The 16,086-nt window shown below is 61.7% G+C and carries 15 protein-coding genes; 5 read left to right on the top strand and 10 right to left on the bottom strand.

Annotated features, from left to right (window positions below):
• Nucleotides 1–129 precede the first annotated feature (129 nt).
• Complete coding sequence (locus tag C0058_RS00750; RefSeq protein WP_003218199.1) at nucleotides 130–408, top strand: hypothetical protein; 279 nt, start codon at nucleotides 130–132, stop codon at nucleotides 406–408.
• Entirely contained in the window at nucleotides 405–698 is a 294-nt protein-coding gene (locus tag C0058_RS00745) for a type II toxin-antitoxin system RelE/ParE family toxin (RefSeq protein ID WP_102367857.1), read from the top strand. Before C0058_RS00750 ends, C0058_RS00745 begins: the two co-directional genes overlap by 4 nt.
• A 4-nt stretch (nucleotides 699–702) precedes the next feature.
• Here C0058_RS00745 and C0058_RS00740 read toward each other — a convergent pair whose 3' ends face one another.
• Nucleotides 703–948 carry a DUF2789 domain-containing protein gene (locus C0058_RS00740; RefSeq protein WP_003218203.1) on the bottom strand — a complete coding sequence of 82 codons (246 nt, stop codon included), beginning with the start codon at nucleotides 946–948 and terminating at the stop codon, nucleotides 703–705.
• 75 nt (nucleotides 949–1,023) lie between these two features.
• Nucleotides 1,024–2,619, bottom strand: coding sequence for a glycosyltransferase family 39 protein (locus tag C0058_RS00735; protein ID WP_102367856.1), 1,596 nt, complete (start codon nucleotides 2,617–2,619; stop codon nucleotides 1,024–1,026).
• Between the two features lie 222 nt (nucleotides 2,620–2,841).
• Between C0058_RS00735 and C0058_RS00730 the strand changes: the two genes are divergently transcribed.
• Both C0058_RS00730 and C0058_RS00725 read left to right on the top strand, forming a co-directional pair.
• Complete coding sequence (locus tag C0058_RS00730; protein WP_102367855.1) at nucleotides 2,842–5,004, top strand: outer membrane assembly lipoprotein YfiO; 2,163 nt, start codon at nucleotides 2,842–2,844, stop codon at nucleotides 5,002–5,004.
• Nucleotides 5,005–5,007: 3 nt separating this feature from the next.
• A complete protein-coding gene (locus C0058_RS00725) occupies nucleotides 5,008–5,712 on the top strand; it encodes a DUF3142 domain-containing protein (protein WP_102367854.1) in 705 nt (234 codons plus the stop codon).
• A gap of 33 nt (nucleotides 5,713–5,745) precedes the next feature.
• On the opposite strand, the gene C0058_RS00720 is transcribed toward C0058_RS00725, so the two are convergent.
• The 8 genes from C0058_RS00720 to C0058_RS00685 form a co-directional block, all read right to left on the bottom strand.
• Nucleotides 5,746–7,188, bottom strand: coding sequence for an efflux transporter outer membrane subunit (locus tag C0058_RS00720; RefSeq protein WP_102367853.1), 1,443 nt, complete (start codon nucleotides 7,186–7,188; stop codon nucleotides 5,746–5,748).
• On the bottom strand, nucleotides 7,185–8,243 hold the full coding sequence (locus C0058_RS00715; RefSeq protein ID WP_003218219.1) for an HlyD family secretion protein: 1,059 nt from the start codon (nucleotides 8,241–8,243) through the stop codon (nucleotides 7,185–7,187). The genes C0058_RS00720 and C0058_RS00715 overlap by 4 nt, the downstream gene beginning before the upstream one ends.
• A gap of 26 nt (nucleotides 8,244–8,269) precedes the next feature.
• A complete protein-coding gene (locus tag C0058_RS00710) occupies nucleotides 8,270–9,805 on the bottom strand; it encodes an MFS transporter (RefSeq protein WP_102367852.1) in 1,536 nt (511 codons plus the stop codon).
• Nucleotides 9,806–10,034: 229 nt separating this feature from the next.
• Complete coding sequence (locus C0058_RS00705; RefSeq protein WP_003218223.1) at nucleotides 10,035–10,955, bottom strand: LysR family transcriptional regulator; 921 nt, start codon at nucleotides 10,953–10,955, stop codon at nucleotides 10,035–10,037.
• 96 nt (nucleotides 10,956–11,051) lie between these two features.
• Complete coding sequence (locus C0058_RS00700; RefSeq protein ID WP_003218225.1) at nucleotides 11,052–11,900, bottom strand: ABC transporter permease; 849 nt, start codon at nucleotides 11,898–11,900, stop codon at nucleotides 11,052–11,054.
• 12 nt (nucleotides 11,901–11,912) lie between these two features.
• Nucleotides 11,913–12,764 carry an ABC transporter ATP-binding protein gene (locus C0058_RS00695; protein WP_008433632.1) on the bottom strand — a complete coding sequence of 284 codons (852 nt, stop codon included), beginning with the start codon at nucleotides 12,762–12,764 and terminating at the stop codon, nucleotides 11,913–11,915.
• Between the two features lies 1 nt (nucleotide 12,765).
• Nucleotides 12,766–13,791, bottom strand: a complete 1,026-nt coding sequence (locus C0058_RS00690) for an ABC transporter substrate-binding protein (protein WP_003218229.1) — start codon at nucleotides 13,789–13,791, stop codon at nucleotides 12,766–12,768.
• A gap of 14 nt (nucleotides 13,792–13,805) precedes the next feature.
• Nucleotides 13,806–14,699 (bottom strand): TauD/TfdA family dioxygenase, encoded by an 894-nt coding sequence (locus tag C0058_RS00685; RefSeq protein ID WP_003218232.1) that lies wholly within the window; start codon nucleotides 14,697–14,699, stop codon nucleotides 13,806–13,808.
• A 298-nt stretch (nucleotides 14,700–14,997) separates the two neighbouring features.
• Here C0058_RS00685 and C0058_RS00680 point away from each other — a divergent pair, with 298 nt between their 5' ends.
• On the top strand, nucleotides 14,998–15,708 hold the full coding sequence (locus C0058_RS00680) for a GntR family transcriptional regulator (RefSeq protein ID WP_008433627.1): 711 nt from the start codon (nucleotides 14,998–15,000) through the stop codon (nucleotides 15,706–15,708).
• Nucleotides 15,709–16,086 lie beyond the last annotated feature (378 nt).

The following is a 16,086-nucleotide window of genomic DNA, read 5'->3' as shown; positions in this document are numbered from 1 at the left end:
CTAAGTAAAGCTGGTTTGGGGAAAGGTGTTTCGCCGTCAGCAACCGTCAGTCGCCTCACTCAGCTCACATGCGTCGTCAGGTATGCACGTTGTATATACTTCGTACATACCAATCTAGAGCATTCACTTATGTCAAAACTAGCCGTTTTCACCTTGAAGCTTGAGTCGGAACTACGCGACCAATTCATGGCCGAGTGCGAGGCTACCCACCGTCCTGCATCGCAAATCGTGCGAGATATGATGCGTCAGTTTGTCCAGGCCCAGCAGGAATCACGGGAGTACGACGCGTTCTTGCAGCGTAAAGTAGACGCCTCTCGCGCCTCGATACAGGCAGGCAGAGAGATTTCCAATGAGGATTTGGAAGCTGAGTTTTCTGCGAAACGTGCTCACGTAGATAATCAGGAATGAGGGTTGCCTGGACGCCGGAAGCGGCGCAGGACCGTAGGGATATCTGGGACTTTTTATTTGAAAAAAACCCACAAGCCGCAGCCGATATGGATCGACGCTTCAGCAGTGCAGTGCTGGGGTTGGCAAAACACCCAGAAACCGGCCCACTCGGCAGGATCACAGGCACACGCGAAGTCATTCCTCATCCAAGCTACCGCCTTGCTTACCAACTTGAGCCCGACGTAGTAGGGATCGTGGCGCTTGCGCACACCGCTCGCCAATGGCCACCAGAGAAAGCAACCGCCTCTTGACGGCCTAGACTCCTCGCCCCTCTCTCAATCGCAAATTCAACTCATCCACCACCTCCGCCCAATCCGCGTCCTCCAGAATCTCTTCACGCAAAAACGCCCGCTGAGCCGGCGTCCAGAAAAACGCTTCCGCCAGATGCAATTCGGGCTTGAGTGGAGAGTGGACCGCGATGAACCGCTCGATGCTGACCGGGTCATCGGGCAAACCGAGCTGTTTGAACAACGATGGCAAGTTGTGGACTGGGGATTCCATGAGGCGTTCCTGGAGAGAGGGTTCACCTGAGTCTAGCCCCCCAGGCGAACATAAACCTCTCAGGTGTTGCGCGGATTAATCGCAGCCCTCACGGTGCACGCCCGCTGGCGCGTTACACAGCACGAACAGCCGGGCCCGCGCGCCGCCGCCGTCCTGCTGGCTGAGCTGACGCCATCCGGCCGGCAACGGGGCAAACTCATCCGGCGGCTCCGCGGCGCTGATCAGCCATACACGCTGGATCTCGGCGGGTAACGCCGACAAGCGATCAAGGTAGATGCGCCCGCCATCCTGGTCCACCAGGGTGCCAAAACCATAGGCATTAGGCCGGGTGGACTTGCCGGCGGCGGTCGGCGGTGTGAAAAGCTGCAACTGGGCGTCGGTCTCGTCGTAATAGACGTAGGGCAGGTACCACAGCATGTCGCTGATGACGATGCGGTCATCTTCCTGGTAGTTGCGATTGACGAACTCCACCACCACGTTGAATTGATCATGCTCATCGACGGTGGAGTTGGTTTTCACGCCCACCAGCTCGACCCCGACAAACAACACGAAGACTGCCGCCGCTGCGAGCGGCAGGCGCGGCGACAGACGGTCGACGGCCAACGCCACGATGATCGGCAAACTCATCGCGTAGGCGGTGAGATAACGCTCGATAAACACCGGGGAAATAAACGAAACCCCATAGACCAGCAGCACTGGCAGCATGAAAAAAAGCCCCAGCAGCCAGCCAAAGCGAAAGCGGCTTTGATCGCGCCAGGCAGTCACACCGACCAGCGCCATCAGCAATAACGGAAACACCACAAAGAGCGGTCGCCACAAGTGGTCGCCCGGGTCCTGAATGAGGAACTGCCACACCATCGACGGCACGGAATACAGGTTGACCGGGTCTTCCCAGCCAATATCACCGCCCACCTTGAGTTCTTCGGTGTGCTGCACCAGGCCCAGCAGATTCGGGAGCCAGGGCAAGTACAGCAACACAATGGCAATGTTGGCCAACCACCAGCCCGCGCGCGTGACCAGGCGCAGGCCGCCGGCCCGTGGCTGGCGCAGCAACAGCAGCCATGACCAATGCACCAGTACGCACAACGCGGTGAAATAGTGGGTGTAGAAGGCTGCCGTCATCAACAGCGCATAGGCCACCAGATAGCGCTTGCGCTCAGGCTGGCGGACCCAATACACCAAGGCCAGGGTGGCGGCCAGCAGCCACACGCCCAGCAGCGAATACATCCGCACTTCCTGGCTGTAGCGCACTGCCGTGGGCAGCAACGCCAACAGAATCCCGGCCAGCACCGCCGCGCGACGGGTCGCGATCAGTCGTGTCAGCCAGATTCCCAGGCCGACTGCGACCACACCGGGGATCGCACTCATGCTGCGCAGGGAGAAAATGCTGTCGCCGAACACCTCGATCCAGCCGCGCAGCATGAAGAAATACAGCGGCGGATGAACGTCATGTGCGGCGTGAAACCACAGGTCTTCCAGGGAATACTCGGCGAGCAGCAGGCTTGAACCTTCATCGCCCCAGATGGCGGAGGCGGTCAGGCCATAGAAACGCATGGCCATGGCCAACGCCACCAGCGGTACCCACCACAACCGAGCCAGCCAGCCGGCATTCTCCCAAAGGCCAGGATTGAGCACGGGCAATGCCCCGGCCTTGTTGTCTTGTTCCGCCACAGAGCGTCGCACCTCTACTTCCTCACCCACTACTGAACCTGCGCTTGCGCGAACACCCGCCACTCTAGGTCAAAAGGCCTTGATTCGCCCGCTGTTTTGCATGGATTTGACCAACCATCCGCCAATCGGACAAATCTGAATTTTGCGCAGGACGTCTCCGACGCTTTCATCGGATCACGCTATGATTGCTGCCTTCCATGGATTCAGGATCAAGGACATTTCATGCGCATCGGTCTTCTGTCACCCCTGGCACTGGCATTGCTCGCCACCCTTCCCTTCCAGGCCCACGCCAGCGGCGATGACTCTTGCTACCCGGATTGGCGGGTGTCGCGCAACAGCCTGGACGTGTGCAGCAACCTGCCCTTCCTGAGCCCCGGCAATGACAGCCGGGTCAACCTGCGGCTGTTGCTGGCGGACAAAAACGTCATGCCGCTGGCGCCGAATGCCTTGGGCGAGCAGGACGTGTCCGAAGGATTTGGCCCGGTGCCCTTTCCGGTGTATCGGCTTATGCCGGCTGCGGATGAGCCCGACAACAAACCCGACGACTCGCGCACCGCCGAACTGGATGCACTGCTCAGCCCGCTGGGCATCAAGCGCGACGACGCCAAGACCGCCGGTGAAGCCTTCCTTTCCGGCGAAGGCAGCCGCTGCCGCAGCAACGCCGATGACAGTGCCGCCGCGTTTATCAGCCAGGTGGTGAAGGCCGATGTACCGCAGGCCGAGCGCCAGTTACTGGCCAAGCTGCGGCTGCAGATGCTCGGCAGTTGTTCCTCGGACGGCGTAGCGGCAGGCGAGGCCGACCAAATCAAATCGGCAGACGGCCAGGCATTGCTCACCTACCTGAAAGCCGCCGGGGACTTTTACAGCGGACGCTTCAGCGATGCGCAAAAAGGTTTTGCCGGGCTGACGAGCAGCTCGCTGCCCTGGCTGAAGGAAACAGCGCTGTACATGACCGCCCGCACCGCGCTGAACGACGCCCAGCAAAATGCCTTCGATGAATACGGCACACCGTCGCTTGAGCATGTGGATAAGTCTGCCCTGCAACGGGCCGAAAGCGCTTTCAACGACTACCTGAAAACTTATCCACAGGGCGAATACGCCGCCTCCGCCCGTGGCCTGTTGCGCCGGGTGCACTGGCTGGCGCCCAACCCCGACAAACTGGCGGACGACTTTGCCTGGCAACTGACCCAGGCCACCGATGCCCAGCGCAACGTGTCGCTGGATGAACTGGTGCAGGAAGCCGACACCAAGCTGCTGACCAGCACCACGGCACCTGTGGGCAACCCGCTGATCCTGGCCCTCAACGACCTGATGTGGATGCGTGCCGGCGAGCCGCCGAAGCTCACGCGTGAAGCGCTCGATGCACAAAAAGCGGTGTTCGCGCAGGAGCCCGCGCTGTATGCCTACGTGCAGGCGGCGTTTGCCCTGAACGTCGAGCATCAGCCCGACCGTACCTTGAAGCTGCTGCCGCAAGACGTGCCGTCGAATCTCGACTACTTCGCTTTCAGCCAACAGACCCTGCGTGGCCTCGCGCTGGAAGCCAAGGAAGACTGGAAAGCCGCCGAAGCGCTGTGGCTGCAACTGCTGCCGCTGACCAAGCAACCGTTGCAACGTGACCAGCTGGAGCTGGCATTGGCGATGAACTACGAACGCAGCGGCCAGCTGGCCAAGGTATTCGCCGCCGATTCGCCGATCAGTGCCAAGCAGGTGCGCTATATCCTGCTGCGCAACGTCGCCGGTCCCGACCTGCTGCGCCAACAGCTTGCCCATGCCGAAGACCCGGTAGAGCGCCAGACCGCACAATTCACGCTGCTCTATAAAGACCTGCTGCGCGGCCAGTTCGAGACCTTTGCCGAGGACCTCAAGCAACTGCCCGCCTCGGTTCCCGATGACAAGCTCGGCACCAGCCTGGGCTACGTCTACAGCGGCGGCCAGTCGTTGAGACTGTTCCAGTGGAACGGTGACAAGGCCGAGTCCGGCTACACCTGCCCGAGCATCGCGCAAATCGCCAGCACCTTGCAGGCCGATCCGAAAAACCCGCAGGGCCTGAACTGCCTGGGGGAATTCGTCCTGCGTAACGGCCTGGACGGCATGCCCCTGGAACAAGCGCGCTCCGCCGGCAGCCTGGGCAGCACTGCCTCGCCCTTCAAGGGTGAAACCTTCTCGCGACTGGAGGGCTACAAGCGGGTGATCGGCAATCCCAAGGCACCGCGAAACGACAAGGCCTACGCGCTGTTTCGTGCCATCAACTGCTACGGACCTTCGGGCTACAACAGTTGCGGTGGCGAAGACGTCGACAAGAACGTGCGCAAAGGCTGGTTCCGCCAGTTGAAAACCGGGTTCGCCGACACCCAGTGGGGCAAGTCGCTGCAGTACTACTGGTAAGCCGTGAAGCGTTTCTGGCTGGCCCTGCTCCTGCTGGCAAGCCCGGCCTTCGGCGCGGTGGACGCCCGCGACCATGACGCGTTCTGGCTGTGGAGCGGCGTCGCGCCGCAGCCGGTGCTCAAGCAGGCGAAAACCCTGTACATCCTCCAGGGCCAGATCAACTCGACCCGCCGCGCGCCCCGGCGTGGCGTGCAATTCATCGCCCAGGGCATGAGTGTGCCGCGCATCACCCAGGGTGAAATCTGGGTGGTGTACCGCGCCCACACCCTGCACTGGCCCGAGTCGGTGTACAGCCAGATGCTCGGCCAGGTGCAACGCTGGCGGGATGCGGGCAACCCGGTGGTGGGCATCCAGATCGACTTCGATGCGCGCACGCAATACCTCGACGAATACGCGGATTTCCTGCGCGACCTGCGCCAACGCTTGCCCAAGGACCTACGCCTGAGCATCACCGGGCTGATGGACTGGAGCAGCAACGCCGACCCGGCCGCCATCACACAACTCAAGGGCGTGATTGATGAAGTGGTGGTGCAGACCTACCAGGGGCGCCACAGCATTCCGGACTACGCGGCCTATCTGCCACGGATGAACCGGTTGGGGGTGCCGTTCAAGATTGGGTTGATTCAGGGTGGAGAGTGGGAGGAGCCGGGGTATTTGAAGGACAGTGAGTGGTTTCGAGGGTATGTGGTGTTTTTGCAGAATCCTTGAATGCCCACAGTCCCTGGACTGTGGGCACTGGTATTAACGCCCTGCCGTCTGTTCCGGATACACCGACTCCCAGCCCCCACCCAATGCCTTGTACAACCCGACCATGGCGAGGGACACGCCGGTGGAGCTTTCCACCCACTGCTCCTGGGTCGCCAGCAACGCACTTTGCACGGTCAGTACGTTAACGAAATCCACCACGCCTTCGACGTATTGATGCTGCGCCGTGGCAAGGGCGATCTGGTTCTGCCGCACGGCTTCGGCGAGGCTGTCGCGCCGCAGCTGGCTGGCGTTGTAGCGGGTCAGTTGATCATCGATTTCATGCCAGGCCCGCAGCACGGTCTGCTGGTAGGCCAGGGCCGCTTCCTGTTGCTGGGCTTCGCGCAGATCGAGCATGCCTTGCAACCGGCCACCGTTGAAAATCGGCAAGCTCAGTTGCGGGCCGAAGGCGAATGCACGCGAACTCCACGAGCCGAAATCCGCCAGTTGCAACGCCTGGGAGCCCACGCTGCCGGACAGGGTGATGCGCGGGTAGAAGTCGCCCTTGGCCACACCAATGGAGGCGGTGGCCGCATGCAAGCGAGCTTCGGCCTGGCGGATATCCGGGCGGCGCTCGGCCAGTTGCGACGGCAGGCCGATGGCGACCTGGCGTTGGGTTTGCGGCACCGCAGCGTCCTTGGACAGCTCGGCGTACAAGGCTTGTGGCGGTTCGCCCATCAGCAGGCTCAGGGCGTTGATCAACTGGTCCTGGCGTTGCTGCAAATCCGGCAGGCGCGCCTCGATGGCGGCCACTTGAGCAGCGGCTTCGGCTACGTCCAGGTCAGTGGCGACACCGTCGGCCAGGCGCAGTTGCGAGAGCTTCAGGCTGTGGCGCGCCACCTCGAGGTTTTGCTCGGTGACGGCGCGGGTGTTTTGCACGCCGCGCAGTTGGATGTAGTCCTGGGCGGTTTCCGCCAGCACCGACAACAGCACCGCGCGGCGGTCGTTTTCGGCGACTTGCAGGGTGGCGTCGGCGGCTTCGGTTTCGCGTTTTACGCGGCCCCAGAAGTCCAGTTCCCAGGCGGCGGAGAAACCCATGTCCCACTGGTTGAACGCCGAGCGGCCGTTCTTGCCCGAGGCATCGCTCAAGCCATCGGCGCTGTTGCGCTGACGCAGGTAATCGCCGGTGGCGTTGACGGTCGGGTAGCGCTCGGCGGTAATCACCTGGCGCGCCGCGCGGCTTTGTTGCAGGCGGCTGCTGGCGAGTTTCAGGTCGAGGTTATCGGTCAGCGCGCGACGGGTAAGCGCGGTGAGCTGCGCGTCGTGGAACACTTCCCACCAGCGCTCTTCCAGCGGGTCGTTGACCGCTTGGCTGGCGGCTTGTCGGCCATGGGGCTCGGTCCATTGGCCGACGGGATTCTGCGGGCGCTGGAAGTCCGGGCCGACGGTGCAGGCACTCAGGGTGAGCAGGCTCAAGGTTAACCAGGCAAGGCGTCTCATTGCTGCGCCACCTCACGTTGCTGGGCGGCGGCGTGGGTGTCGACGCTGGCTTCCACCGACATGCCGACCCGCAGGCGCTCGGTCAACGCCTGGCCGGGCTCCAGGATGATTTTTACCGGAATACGCTGCACCACCTTGGTGAAGTTGCCGGTGGCGTTGTCGGGTTTGACCGAGGCAAATGTCACGCCGGTAGCTGGCGCCAGGCTTTCGAGGTGGCCCTTGAGCACTTCGCCGTCGAGGCTGTCGACCTTCACGTCCACCGTTTGGCCAGCGTGCATGTGGGACAACTGGGTCTCCTGGAAGTTGGCCACCACGTAGGCCTCGGCCAGCGGTACCACGGCGAGGATCTTGCTGCCCGGCGTCACATAGGCGCCGACCCGCACCGCGCGCTCGCCGACCATGCCGTCCACCGGCGCGACGATGCGGGTGTACGACAGCTGATAGCTGGCCATTTCCAGTGCGGCCTGGGCACGTTTCAGGCCGCCCTCTGCCGCATCACGCTGGGCGCTGAGGATTTCCACCTGCTTGCGTTCAGCGGCCAGCACCGCCGTGGCATTCGCCAGGCGCGCGGTGGCCTGGTCAATACGCGTCTTGGCTTGCTGGGCGTTCTGTACGGTGCCGGCGCCTACACCCGCGAGGTGGTTGTAGCGGTTCAGTTCGTGTTCGGCAAACGCCACTTCGGCGCGATCCGCCGCCACAGTCGCCTGGGCCTGGGCGATCACCGAGCTTTGGCGCTCCAGGGTTGCCGTGGCATTTTTCAGCTGCGCCTGGGCCACCAGCGTATCGGCATCGGCCGCCTGGGCAGCGGCGCGGAAGTCACGGTCATCGATCAGCGCCAGCAACTGCCCGGCCTTGACCCGCTGGTTGTCTTCCACCAGCACTTCCTTGATGAAGCCGGCCACACGCGGCGCCACCAGGGTGTAGTCAGCGGCGACGAAGGCGTCGTTGGTGCTCTGGCGTTTGCTGCCGAACACACCCGGCGCCAGCAGGTAAACCAGCACACCGACGGCAAACACGGTGATGACGGTTACAGCGATTTTGTCTTTGCGTTTCATAACAATCCCTTTGGCTCAGTGAGCAATCAAGTCGGCGCGCGGGGCGGATAAATCCGCGTCGGCATCCAGAAAATCAGCAGGATCAACGCCGCCGCGACACCGGCCATGACGTAGTAGAGATCCGAAGAGGTGAGCACCACGGCCTGCTCGTGCAGCCGATGGGCAAGGCCGGCGGCATCGCTGTCGGCCAGGGGCGAGTTGCCCAGGCTGTCCACCAGCATGGTCGAGTGGAAATGCAGGCGGTGTGTGGTCAGGGCATCGAGCACGCCGGTGGCGACCACGGCGGCCAGGCCTTTGACGGTGTTGAACCACGCCGAGGCGAAAGGCCCGTCCTGGGGCGTGATGCTGCCGGTGGAGAGCATCAGCAGCGGCAACACCGCCATCGGTTGCCCGAAGATCTGCAGCAGTTGCAGCACGTAGAAATCATCGCGAATCCATGCCGACGTGAGTTGCGCCCCGCCCACGCAGGACAGGATCAACATGCTCAAGCCAATGCCCAATACCCAGCGGCAATCGACCCAGCGCAAGTTGCACAACGCCGCCACCAACGGCAGTGCGATCAACTGCGGCAGCGCCATGATCAGCATCACCGGTGCAGTTTGCAGCGGGCGGTAGCCTTGGACCTGGGCCAGGTAGCTGGACGGAATGATGGTCACCGCCAGCAGCACGATCAGCACCCCGGCGAGCACAATCAGCGCGAACGACAGGTTGCGTAGCCCAAGCATCTGCAACTTGAAAAACGGCATCGGGTGCGACCACTCGTTGATCATGAACAGCACCAGCAACACCAGGCCGCCGATCAACAATGAGGTAATCAGCGGCGACTCGAACCAGTCCAGCCGATTGCCCTGCAACAGGCCGATCACCAGCATGCAGATCGCCGGGAACCCCAGCAGCAGACCACGCCAGTTGAACTGCTTGAAGCGCTCCAGGCGCAGCGGGTCCTGGGGCAAGCCGTAGGCCACGGCCGCCATGGCCAGCAGGCACGGCCCGACAATCTGCCAGAACGCCCATTGCCAGCCGACGTATTCGGTCCACATGGCCGCCAGCGGTGTGCCGAGGCTAGGGCCGAAAGTGGCCGTGAGGGCATAGCCGGCCAGGCCGTACAGCTTGACGTTGGCCGGCAGGAACCGCAGGGCCACGGTCATCAGCATCGGCGGCAAGGCGCCACCGGCCAGGCCTTGCACGGTGCGCAGGATCAGCAGGCTTTCGTAGTTCGGTGCGAACGGGCACAGCACGCCAAGCACGGTGAACAGGCCGATGGCGCAGAGAGTGAAACGGCGCAGAGAGAACGTCACCGAACACCAGGGTGCAAAGGCCATCGCCGAGACAGAGGTGGCGGTGTAGGCAGCCACCAGCCAGGTGCCTTCGTCGAAGCCGATGTACATCGCACCACGAATATCGGCGAGAGCGACTTTGGTCACCATCTCGTTGAGGCCGGACACCAGTACCGCAAGCAATACGCCCACCAGGCCGATGATGATGCGCGGGCCGAAAACGGGCGGGGTAATGGCGGTCGGTTTGGCTGCGGCCAGGGGTGCGGGAGCAGCGAGGGACGTCATGAACTACAACTCGGAATAGGAAATACCCGAGCAGTTTAATAAGGCTTAGACATGACAAAAAGTGACTTATCGGAAGCTTATAAGTGCACCAGACGCAATGATCAAAATGTAGGCGATCTCTGTGGGAGCCGGGCTTGCCCGCGATGGCATCACCTCGCTATGCCTGAAAAACCGTGTCGCCCGCATCGCAGGCAATCCATCTCCCACATTAGCCGAGCTCACTTGCGACTCACGTGGGCTGCGCTTCCTTCCACGTCGCCTCGCAGCATTCACGCATGGTCTCGCGCAGCCATCTATGGGCCGGGTCCTTGTCGAAACGCGGGTGCCAGGCTTGGGTCAGCACCAGGGTCGGCAGGGAAATTGGCAGGGTGAAGGCTCGCAACGGCAGCTTCAGGCGATTGGCGCTGTAGAGCGCTTCCTTGGGCACCGGCAGGATCAGGTCGGAGTCCGGCAGCATGAACATCGCGCCGTGAAACCCCGGGGCGATCATCGCGACTCGGCGTTCCAGGCCCTGGGCGTTCAGGGCGGTGTCGATGGGCCCCCGGGCAATGCCGCGGCGGGAGATGCTGATATGCGAATAGCTGGCAAACCGTTCGGCGGTGATTTCTCCATCGAACAACGGGTGCCCTTCCCGTGCCAGGCCGACGAAGGTGGTGGTGAACAGGTTCTGCACCTTCACTTCCGGAGTGATCGGCATGGTGTTGCCCACCCGCAGGTCGAGACGGCCTTCACGCAGGGCCTCGTCATCGGTGTCGCCTTCCGGCACGAAGCGCAGTTCGCACAGCGGTGCCATGCGTTCCATGGTGTCGAACAGCCGACCGCCATACACTCCGACAAAAAAGTCATTGGCCCGCACGCTGAAGCGCCGGCGCAGGGTGCGCAGGTCCACTTCGTCCGCCGAGCGGAACAGCAGCGCTGCCTGCTCCACCACGCTGCGCACCTGGCCTTGTAGCTCCAGGGCCTTGGGCGTCGGTACCAGGCCGCGACCGGCGCGCACCAGGATCGGATCGCCCACTGCCTCGCGGATGCGCGTGAGGGTGCGACTCATGGCGGCCGGGCTCAGGTTCATCCGCCGCGCGGCGCCTACCACACTGCCCTCGTCGAGCAAGGCGTCGAGGGCGACCAGCAGGTTCATGTCCGGTAATTGCATGCCAAGCACTCGTGATGGGTTGGGAGTGAACTTGGCGCAATCGTAGCAGACTGTGGCGAGGGAGCTTGCTCCCTCGCCACAGGGTTGGTGTTTCAGTCAGCGTTGCATGCCCCAGCGCTTCACGGTGACCCGCTCCAGGGTGTCGAACACCAGGTTCTCCACCAGCAGCCCGATCAGGATCACCACCGCCAGGCCGGCAAACACTTTGTCGGTGTACAGCTCGTTGCGGTTCTGGAAGATGTACCAACCCAAACCGCCTTTGCCGCTGGTAGCACCGAACACCAACTCGGCGGCGATCAGCGTGCGCCAGGCGAACGCCCAACCGATTTTCAACCCGGCGAGAATCGACGGCAGCGCAGCCGGGATCAGGATGAACAACACGAAGCGCATACCCTTGAGGCCATAATTTCGACCGGCCATGCGCAGGGTTTCGGAGACGCCGAGGAACCCTGAATAGGTGTTGAGCGCCAGCGCCCACAACACTGAATGCACCAGCACGAAGATCAGGCTGTTCTGCCCCAGGCCAAACCACAACAGCGCCAGCGGCAGCAGGGCAATCGCCGGCAACGGGTTGAACATCGAGGTCAGGGTGCTCAGCAGGTCACGCCCCAGTTGGGTCGACACCGCAAGCGTGGTCAGGGCAAACGCCAGCACAATGCCGATCAGGTAACCCTTGATCAGCACCACCAGCGAGATGCTGACCTTGCTCAACAACTCGCCACTGGCCATGCCGTCGTAGAACGCGCTCAGTGTCTGCAGGAAGCTCGGCAGCAGCAGGTCATTGTTCTGATAACGGGCAGCCGCTTCCCAGAGGATCGCAAGCACGATCAGGATCAGGCTTTTACGCAGCCAGCCTTGTTGCCACAGGCGCTGGCGCCACGGCAACTCGCGCTCTACGCGTACACCGGGCAACGGTTCGAGAGTGATTTCGTATTCCTGGCGCATGGTGCAAACCCTTCAATAAGCGATGCGGATATCGGCGAAACCCAGTTCGGTTTCCACCTCGGGCGCTTCATCAAACAACAGCCGATGAATGCGCCGCGCCGAAGCCTGGAACTCCACACCGCCGAGGCTGTGCAGGTCGTATTGATGGCTGTGGATTTCCGCCCGCACCCGCCCCGGGTGCGGCGACAGCAACAGGATGCGGTTGCCCACCACCAGCGCTTCCTCGATGGAGTGGGTGACGAACAGCAGGGTGAAACGCACCTCTTCCCAGAGCAGCAATAGTTCTTCCTGCATCTTGCGCCGGGTCAGGGCGTCGAGGGCGGCGAAGGGTTCATCCATCAGCAGGATTTTCGGCTGCATGGCCAACGCCCGGGCGATTGCCACGCGGGCTTTCATGCCGCCGGACAGGGTGTGCGGGTAGGCATCGGCAAAGGCCGTAAGGCCGACTTTTTCCAGGTAGTACAGCGCCCGCTCTTCGGCCTCGCGACGCTTGAGGGTTTTGGACGCCAGCAGCGGGAACATGACGTTCTGCTTGACGGTTTTCCACGGTGGCAGTTGGTCGAACTCCTGGAACACCACGATACGGTCCGGCCCTGGCTGCTCGACTTTTTGCCCGAGCAGACGGATCTCGCCCTCACACGGCTTGATAAAGCCGGCGATGGATTTCAACAGTGTGGATTTGCCGCAGCCCGAAGGCCCCAGCAATACAAAGCGGTCTGCCGGATCGATCGCGAAGCTGACCTGGTGAGTGGCCCGCACCACCCGTTCGGGCGTGCGGTATTCAAGGCTGACTTTATCCACCGAAAGCAGTGCTTCGGTGGTGGTCGGGTTGCTGGCCGTGTGGCCTTGCAAGGGCGCGTTCATGTCAGCTCCCTTGCAGCGGCTTGGCGTCCTGGAAGAAGTAGTCCTTCCACGATTCGGGTTTGTTTTTGATCGCGCCGACGCGGTAGAGGAATTCCGCCAGCGGGTAGGTGTTTTTCGGTGTGACGCTGAATTCGAACTGCGGGTTTTCGATGATTTTCAGCAGCTCGGCGCGGTCGATCTTGGCCTTGGTCACGCGGATGTAGGTATCGGCTGCGGCACCTTTGTCGTTCTGGGCGAACTGCGCCGCTTCGGTCAGTGCCTCGACGAACGCCTTGTAGGTTTTCGGGTTGTCGTTGCGGAATTTCTCGGTGGCGAACAGCACGGTCGGCGAGTTAGGCCCGAGGATGTCATAGGAGTTGAGCACCACATGCACGTTCGGGTTGGTCAGGGCCTGCTCCTGGAACGGCGGGTTGGAGAAGTGCCCGGTCAGCTCGGTGCCACCGGCAATCAGCGCAGCCGTGGCATCCGGGTGCGGGACGGCAACGGTGTACTTGTCGAGGCGATTGAATTCCTTGTCGCCCCATTGCTTGGCGGCAGCGTATTGCAGGAAACGCGACTGCACGGAAACGCCCACTGCCGGTACGGCAATGCGGTCTTTTTCGGTGAAGTCGGCAATGGTCTTGACCTTGGGATTGTTGCTCACCAGGTAGTAGGGGAAGTTGCCCAGGGAGGCGACGGCTTTCACGTTCTGCTTGCCGTGGGTGCGGTCCCAGATAGTCAGCAGCGGGCCAACGCCGGCCCCGGCGATGTCGATGGAACCGGAGAGCAGCGCATCATTGACGGCTGCGCCGCCGGACAGTTGCGTCCAGTCGACCTTGATGTCGATGCCTTCCTGCTTGCCGTATTTTTCGATCAGGTTCTGGTCGCGCACCACGTTGAGCAACAGGTAGACGATGCCAAACTGCTCGGCGATGCGAATTTCGCCTTCGGCCTGGGCGGCGGCAGGCGCCACAAGACTGCCGGCCAGCAGGCTGACGCCCAGGCCGACCGTCGCGGCCAGGCGCGCAAATGGGGTTTTCTTGGACATGGTCATGCTCCGGGTCAGAAAGGCGCGTCGCCCTGGATGGTGGTGCGGTACAGCTTGCGCCGCAGGTGGCTGGGGCAGCCGGCCGCCAGGTGGATCAGCGAGCGGTTGTCCCAGAACACCATGTCGTGGGGCTGCCACTGATGGCGGTAGATGTTTTCCGGCAGCACGCTGTGGGCGTACAGCTGGGCCAGCAGGTCGCGGCTTTCATCCTCAGGCAGGCCGACGATACGGGTGGTGAAGCCCTCGCTGACGAACAGCGCCTTGCGGCCGTTTTCCGGGTGGGTGCGCACAATCGGGTGTACCACTTCCGCCACTTGAGCGAGTTGCTCGGGCGTGAGGGTCGGGCGCCAATTGCCTTCGAATTTGGTTTCGCTGTAGCGTGCGGTGTAGGAGTGCGCGGCGCTGCGGCCTTCAACGGCCTTTCGCAGGGACTCGGGCAGGTTGTCCCAGGCTTTATGCATGTCGGCGAACAACGTGTCGCCACCCTCGGACGGCAGCTCCTGGGCATGGAGCATCGAGCCCAGGCTCGGTAGCTCCTTATAGGAGAGGTCCGAGTGCCAGAACTTGCCGGCGTCTCCCAGGCCGATGGATTGGCCGTTTTCGATGATGTTGGAGACGATCAGGATTTCCGGGTGGTTGGCCAGCAGGAATTGTTTGAGCACATGGATTTGCAGCACGCCGAAACGGCGGCTGAAGGCGATCTGTTGCTCGGGGGTGATACGTTGGTCGCGGAAGACCACGACGTGATGGTCCAGATGCGCGCGGTGAATGCGTGCGAAGTCCTGGTCGCTGACCGGGCGGGCCAGGTCCAGGCCTATGATTTCGGCGCCGACGCTGCCGGGAAATGGACGGATCTCGAAGGTTTGTGTGGTGTCGGTCGCTGTTGGAACAGTAGAGGTGGCAGACATGAGTTCACTCCCGTGCAGTCAGGAGAGTGACTTTATAGTCATAAGAACCGCATTTTAAATACCGTTAGTGAATATCGATATGCAGCAATACCGCTGTTGGCCCGACTCCCGGGAATAAAATGTGCACGACGGACCTTTAGCCTGTAAGACCTGACAAATGGGAGCTGTGGGCCCGAAGAACACGCTGTTGAGTCGCTTACAAGCCGAAACCTTGCCCGTTTGACAAGCTTGTGGACAATCTCTAGTGTGCATTGGATCCAATTAGCCACCTCACCTTGAAAAGGAGGATAGCGTAGTCGTGACGCAGAAGCCGAACCCTTTGAGCAGCATCCAGATCAGCGGGCCTATCCCCGCCCATCTCGCCCGCTCCGTGATTGAAGAAACATTGCGCAACGCCATCCTGGATGGCCGCTTGCCCTGTGGCACCGCCATGCGTCAACAGGAGCTGGCCAGCTTGTTCGGGGTCAGCCGGATGCCGGTGCGCGAGGCATTGCGTCAACTGGAAGCCCAATCGCTGCTGCATGTGGTCACCCACAAAGGCGCGGTGGTGGCGCCACTGATCGAGGACCACTCGGCGGAAACCTACGCCCTGCGCATACTCCTCGAATCCGAAGCGCTGCGCTTGTCGATTCCCCTGCTCACGCCCGATGACATCGCCCAGGCTGGCGCCTTTATCGACGCGCTGGAACGGGAAAGCGACTACACCGAAATCGGCCGCCTCAACCGCCTGTTCCACATGGCGCTTTATGGCAAGGCGGGCAATCAGCGGTTGCTCAAGCTGGTTGAACACGGCTTGAACGAAGAGGAACGTTTCCTGCGCTTCAACCTCGAGGCCATGGGCCTGGGCAAGACGTCCCAGGAAGATCACCGCGAACTGCTCGACCTCGTGGCGCAAAAGAAGGTCGACGAAAGCATCCTGACCCTGCGTAACCACCTTACCCGCGGCATGGAGGTGATTACGGGTTACCTCAAAACTCTTGAAGAGACTGAACAGAACGCTGCGCTGTAAATTCCGCGTGGAACTGAAACGCCTCCCTCGACCACAAAGCGCTGCAAAGTGACGCTGGCCGACGGAGGCCAGTGCACCACCATTACTCCCGTTAAACCATTAAGCCCAAAGAAAACTTCACACACTCCGCAGAGCGATCCAACTACCGCAATATTCCAACTCGAAAAACTTATAAAACTAAAAACACCTGAATACTTAATCAGATTATTACCAACACTCCAATTCTCCCAATCGACAGCGTGAATCCATGCTCGGTGCGTCACTGCGCGTGGCGTTCCTTTAAATAAAGCCTTGGTATTTTGTCACAGCATGCTGCTTGCCAGTAACAGTGTCAGCCTCGTACAGGGCTGCCTGTTATCAAGGCACCCGCGCATCCGT

The sequence above is a fragment of the Pseudomonas sp. NC02 genome, assembly GCF_002874965.1.
Taxonomy (GTDB): Bacteria; Pseudomonadota; Gammaproteobacteria; order Pseudomonadales; family Pseudomonadaceae; genus Aquipseudomonas.
The sequence above is the reverse complement of the archived record's forward strand: the minus strand, read 5'-3'. Positions and strand labels throughout refer to the sequence as shown.

Coding starts and splice junctions, on each gene's coding strand:
- C0058_RS00750 (WP_003218199.1), top strand. CDS start 130: ATGTCAAAACTAGCCGTTTTCACCTTGAAGCTTGAGTCGGAACTACGC.
- C0058_RS00700 (WP_003218225.1), bottom strand. CDS start 11,900: ATGCGCCAGGAATACGAAATCACTCTCGAACCGTTGCCCGGTGTACGC.
- C0058_RS00710 (WP_102367852.1), bottom strand. CDS start 9,805: ATGACGTCCCTCGCTGCTCCCGCACCCCTGGCCGCAGCCAAACCGACC.
- C0058_RS00705 (WP_003218223.1), bottom strand. CDS start 10,955: ATGCAATTACCGGACATGAACCTGCTGGTCGCCCTCGACGCCTTGCTC.
- C0058_RS00720 (WP_102367853.1), bottom strand. CDS start 7,188: ATGAGACGCCTTGCCTGGTTAACCTTGAGCCTGCTCACCCTGAGTGCC.
- C0058_RS00715 (WP_003218219.1), bottom strand. CDS start 8,243: ATGAAACGCAAAGACAAAATCGCTGTAACCGTCATCACCGTGTTTGCC.
- C0058_RS00690 (WP_003218229.1), bottom strand. CDS start 13,791: ATGTCCAAGAAAACCCCATTTGCGCGCCTGGCCGCGACGGTCGGCCTG.
- C0058_RS00745 (WP_102367857.1), top strand. CDS start 405: ATGAGGGTTGCCTGGACGCCGGAAGCGGCGCAGGACCGTAGGGATATC.
- C0058_RS00730 (WP_102367855.1), top strand. CDS start 2,842: ATGCGCATCGGTCTTCTGTCACCCCTGGCACTGGCATTGCTCGCCACC.
- C0058_RS00685 (WP_003218232.1), bottom strand. CDS start 14,699: ATGTCTGCCACCTCTACTGTTCCAACAGCGACCGACACCACACAAACC.
- C0058_RS00740 (WP_003218203.1), bottom strand. CDS start 948: ATGGAATCCCCAGTCCACAACTTGCCATCGTTGTTCAAACAGCTCGGT.
- C0058_RS00695 (WP_008433632.1), bottom strand. CDS start 12,764: ATGAACGCGCCCTTGCAAGGCCACACGGCCAGCAACCCGACCACCACC.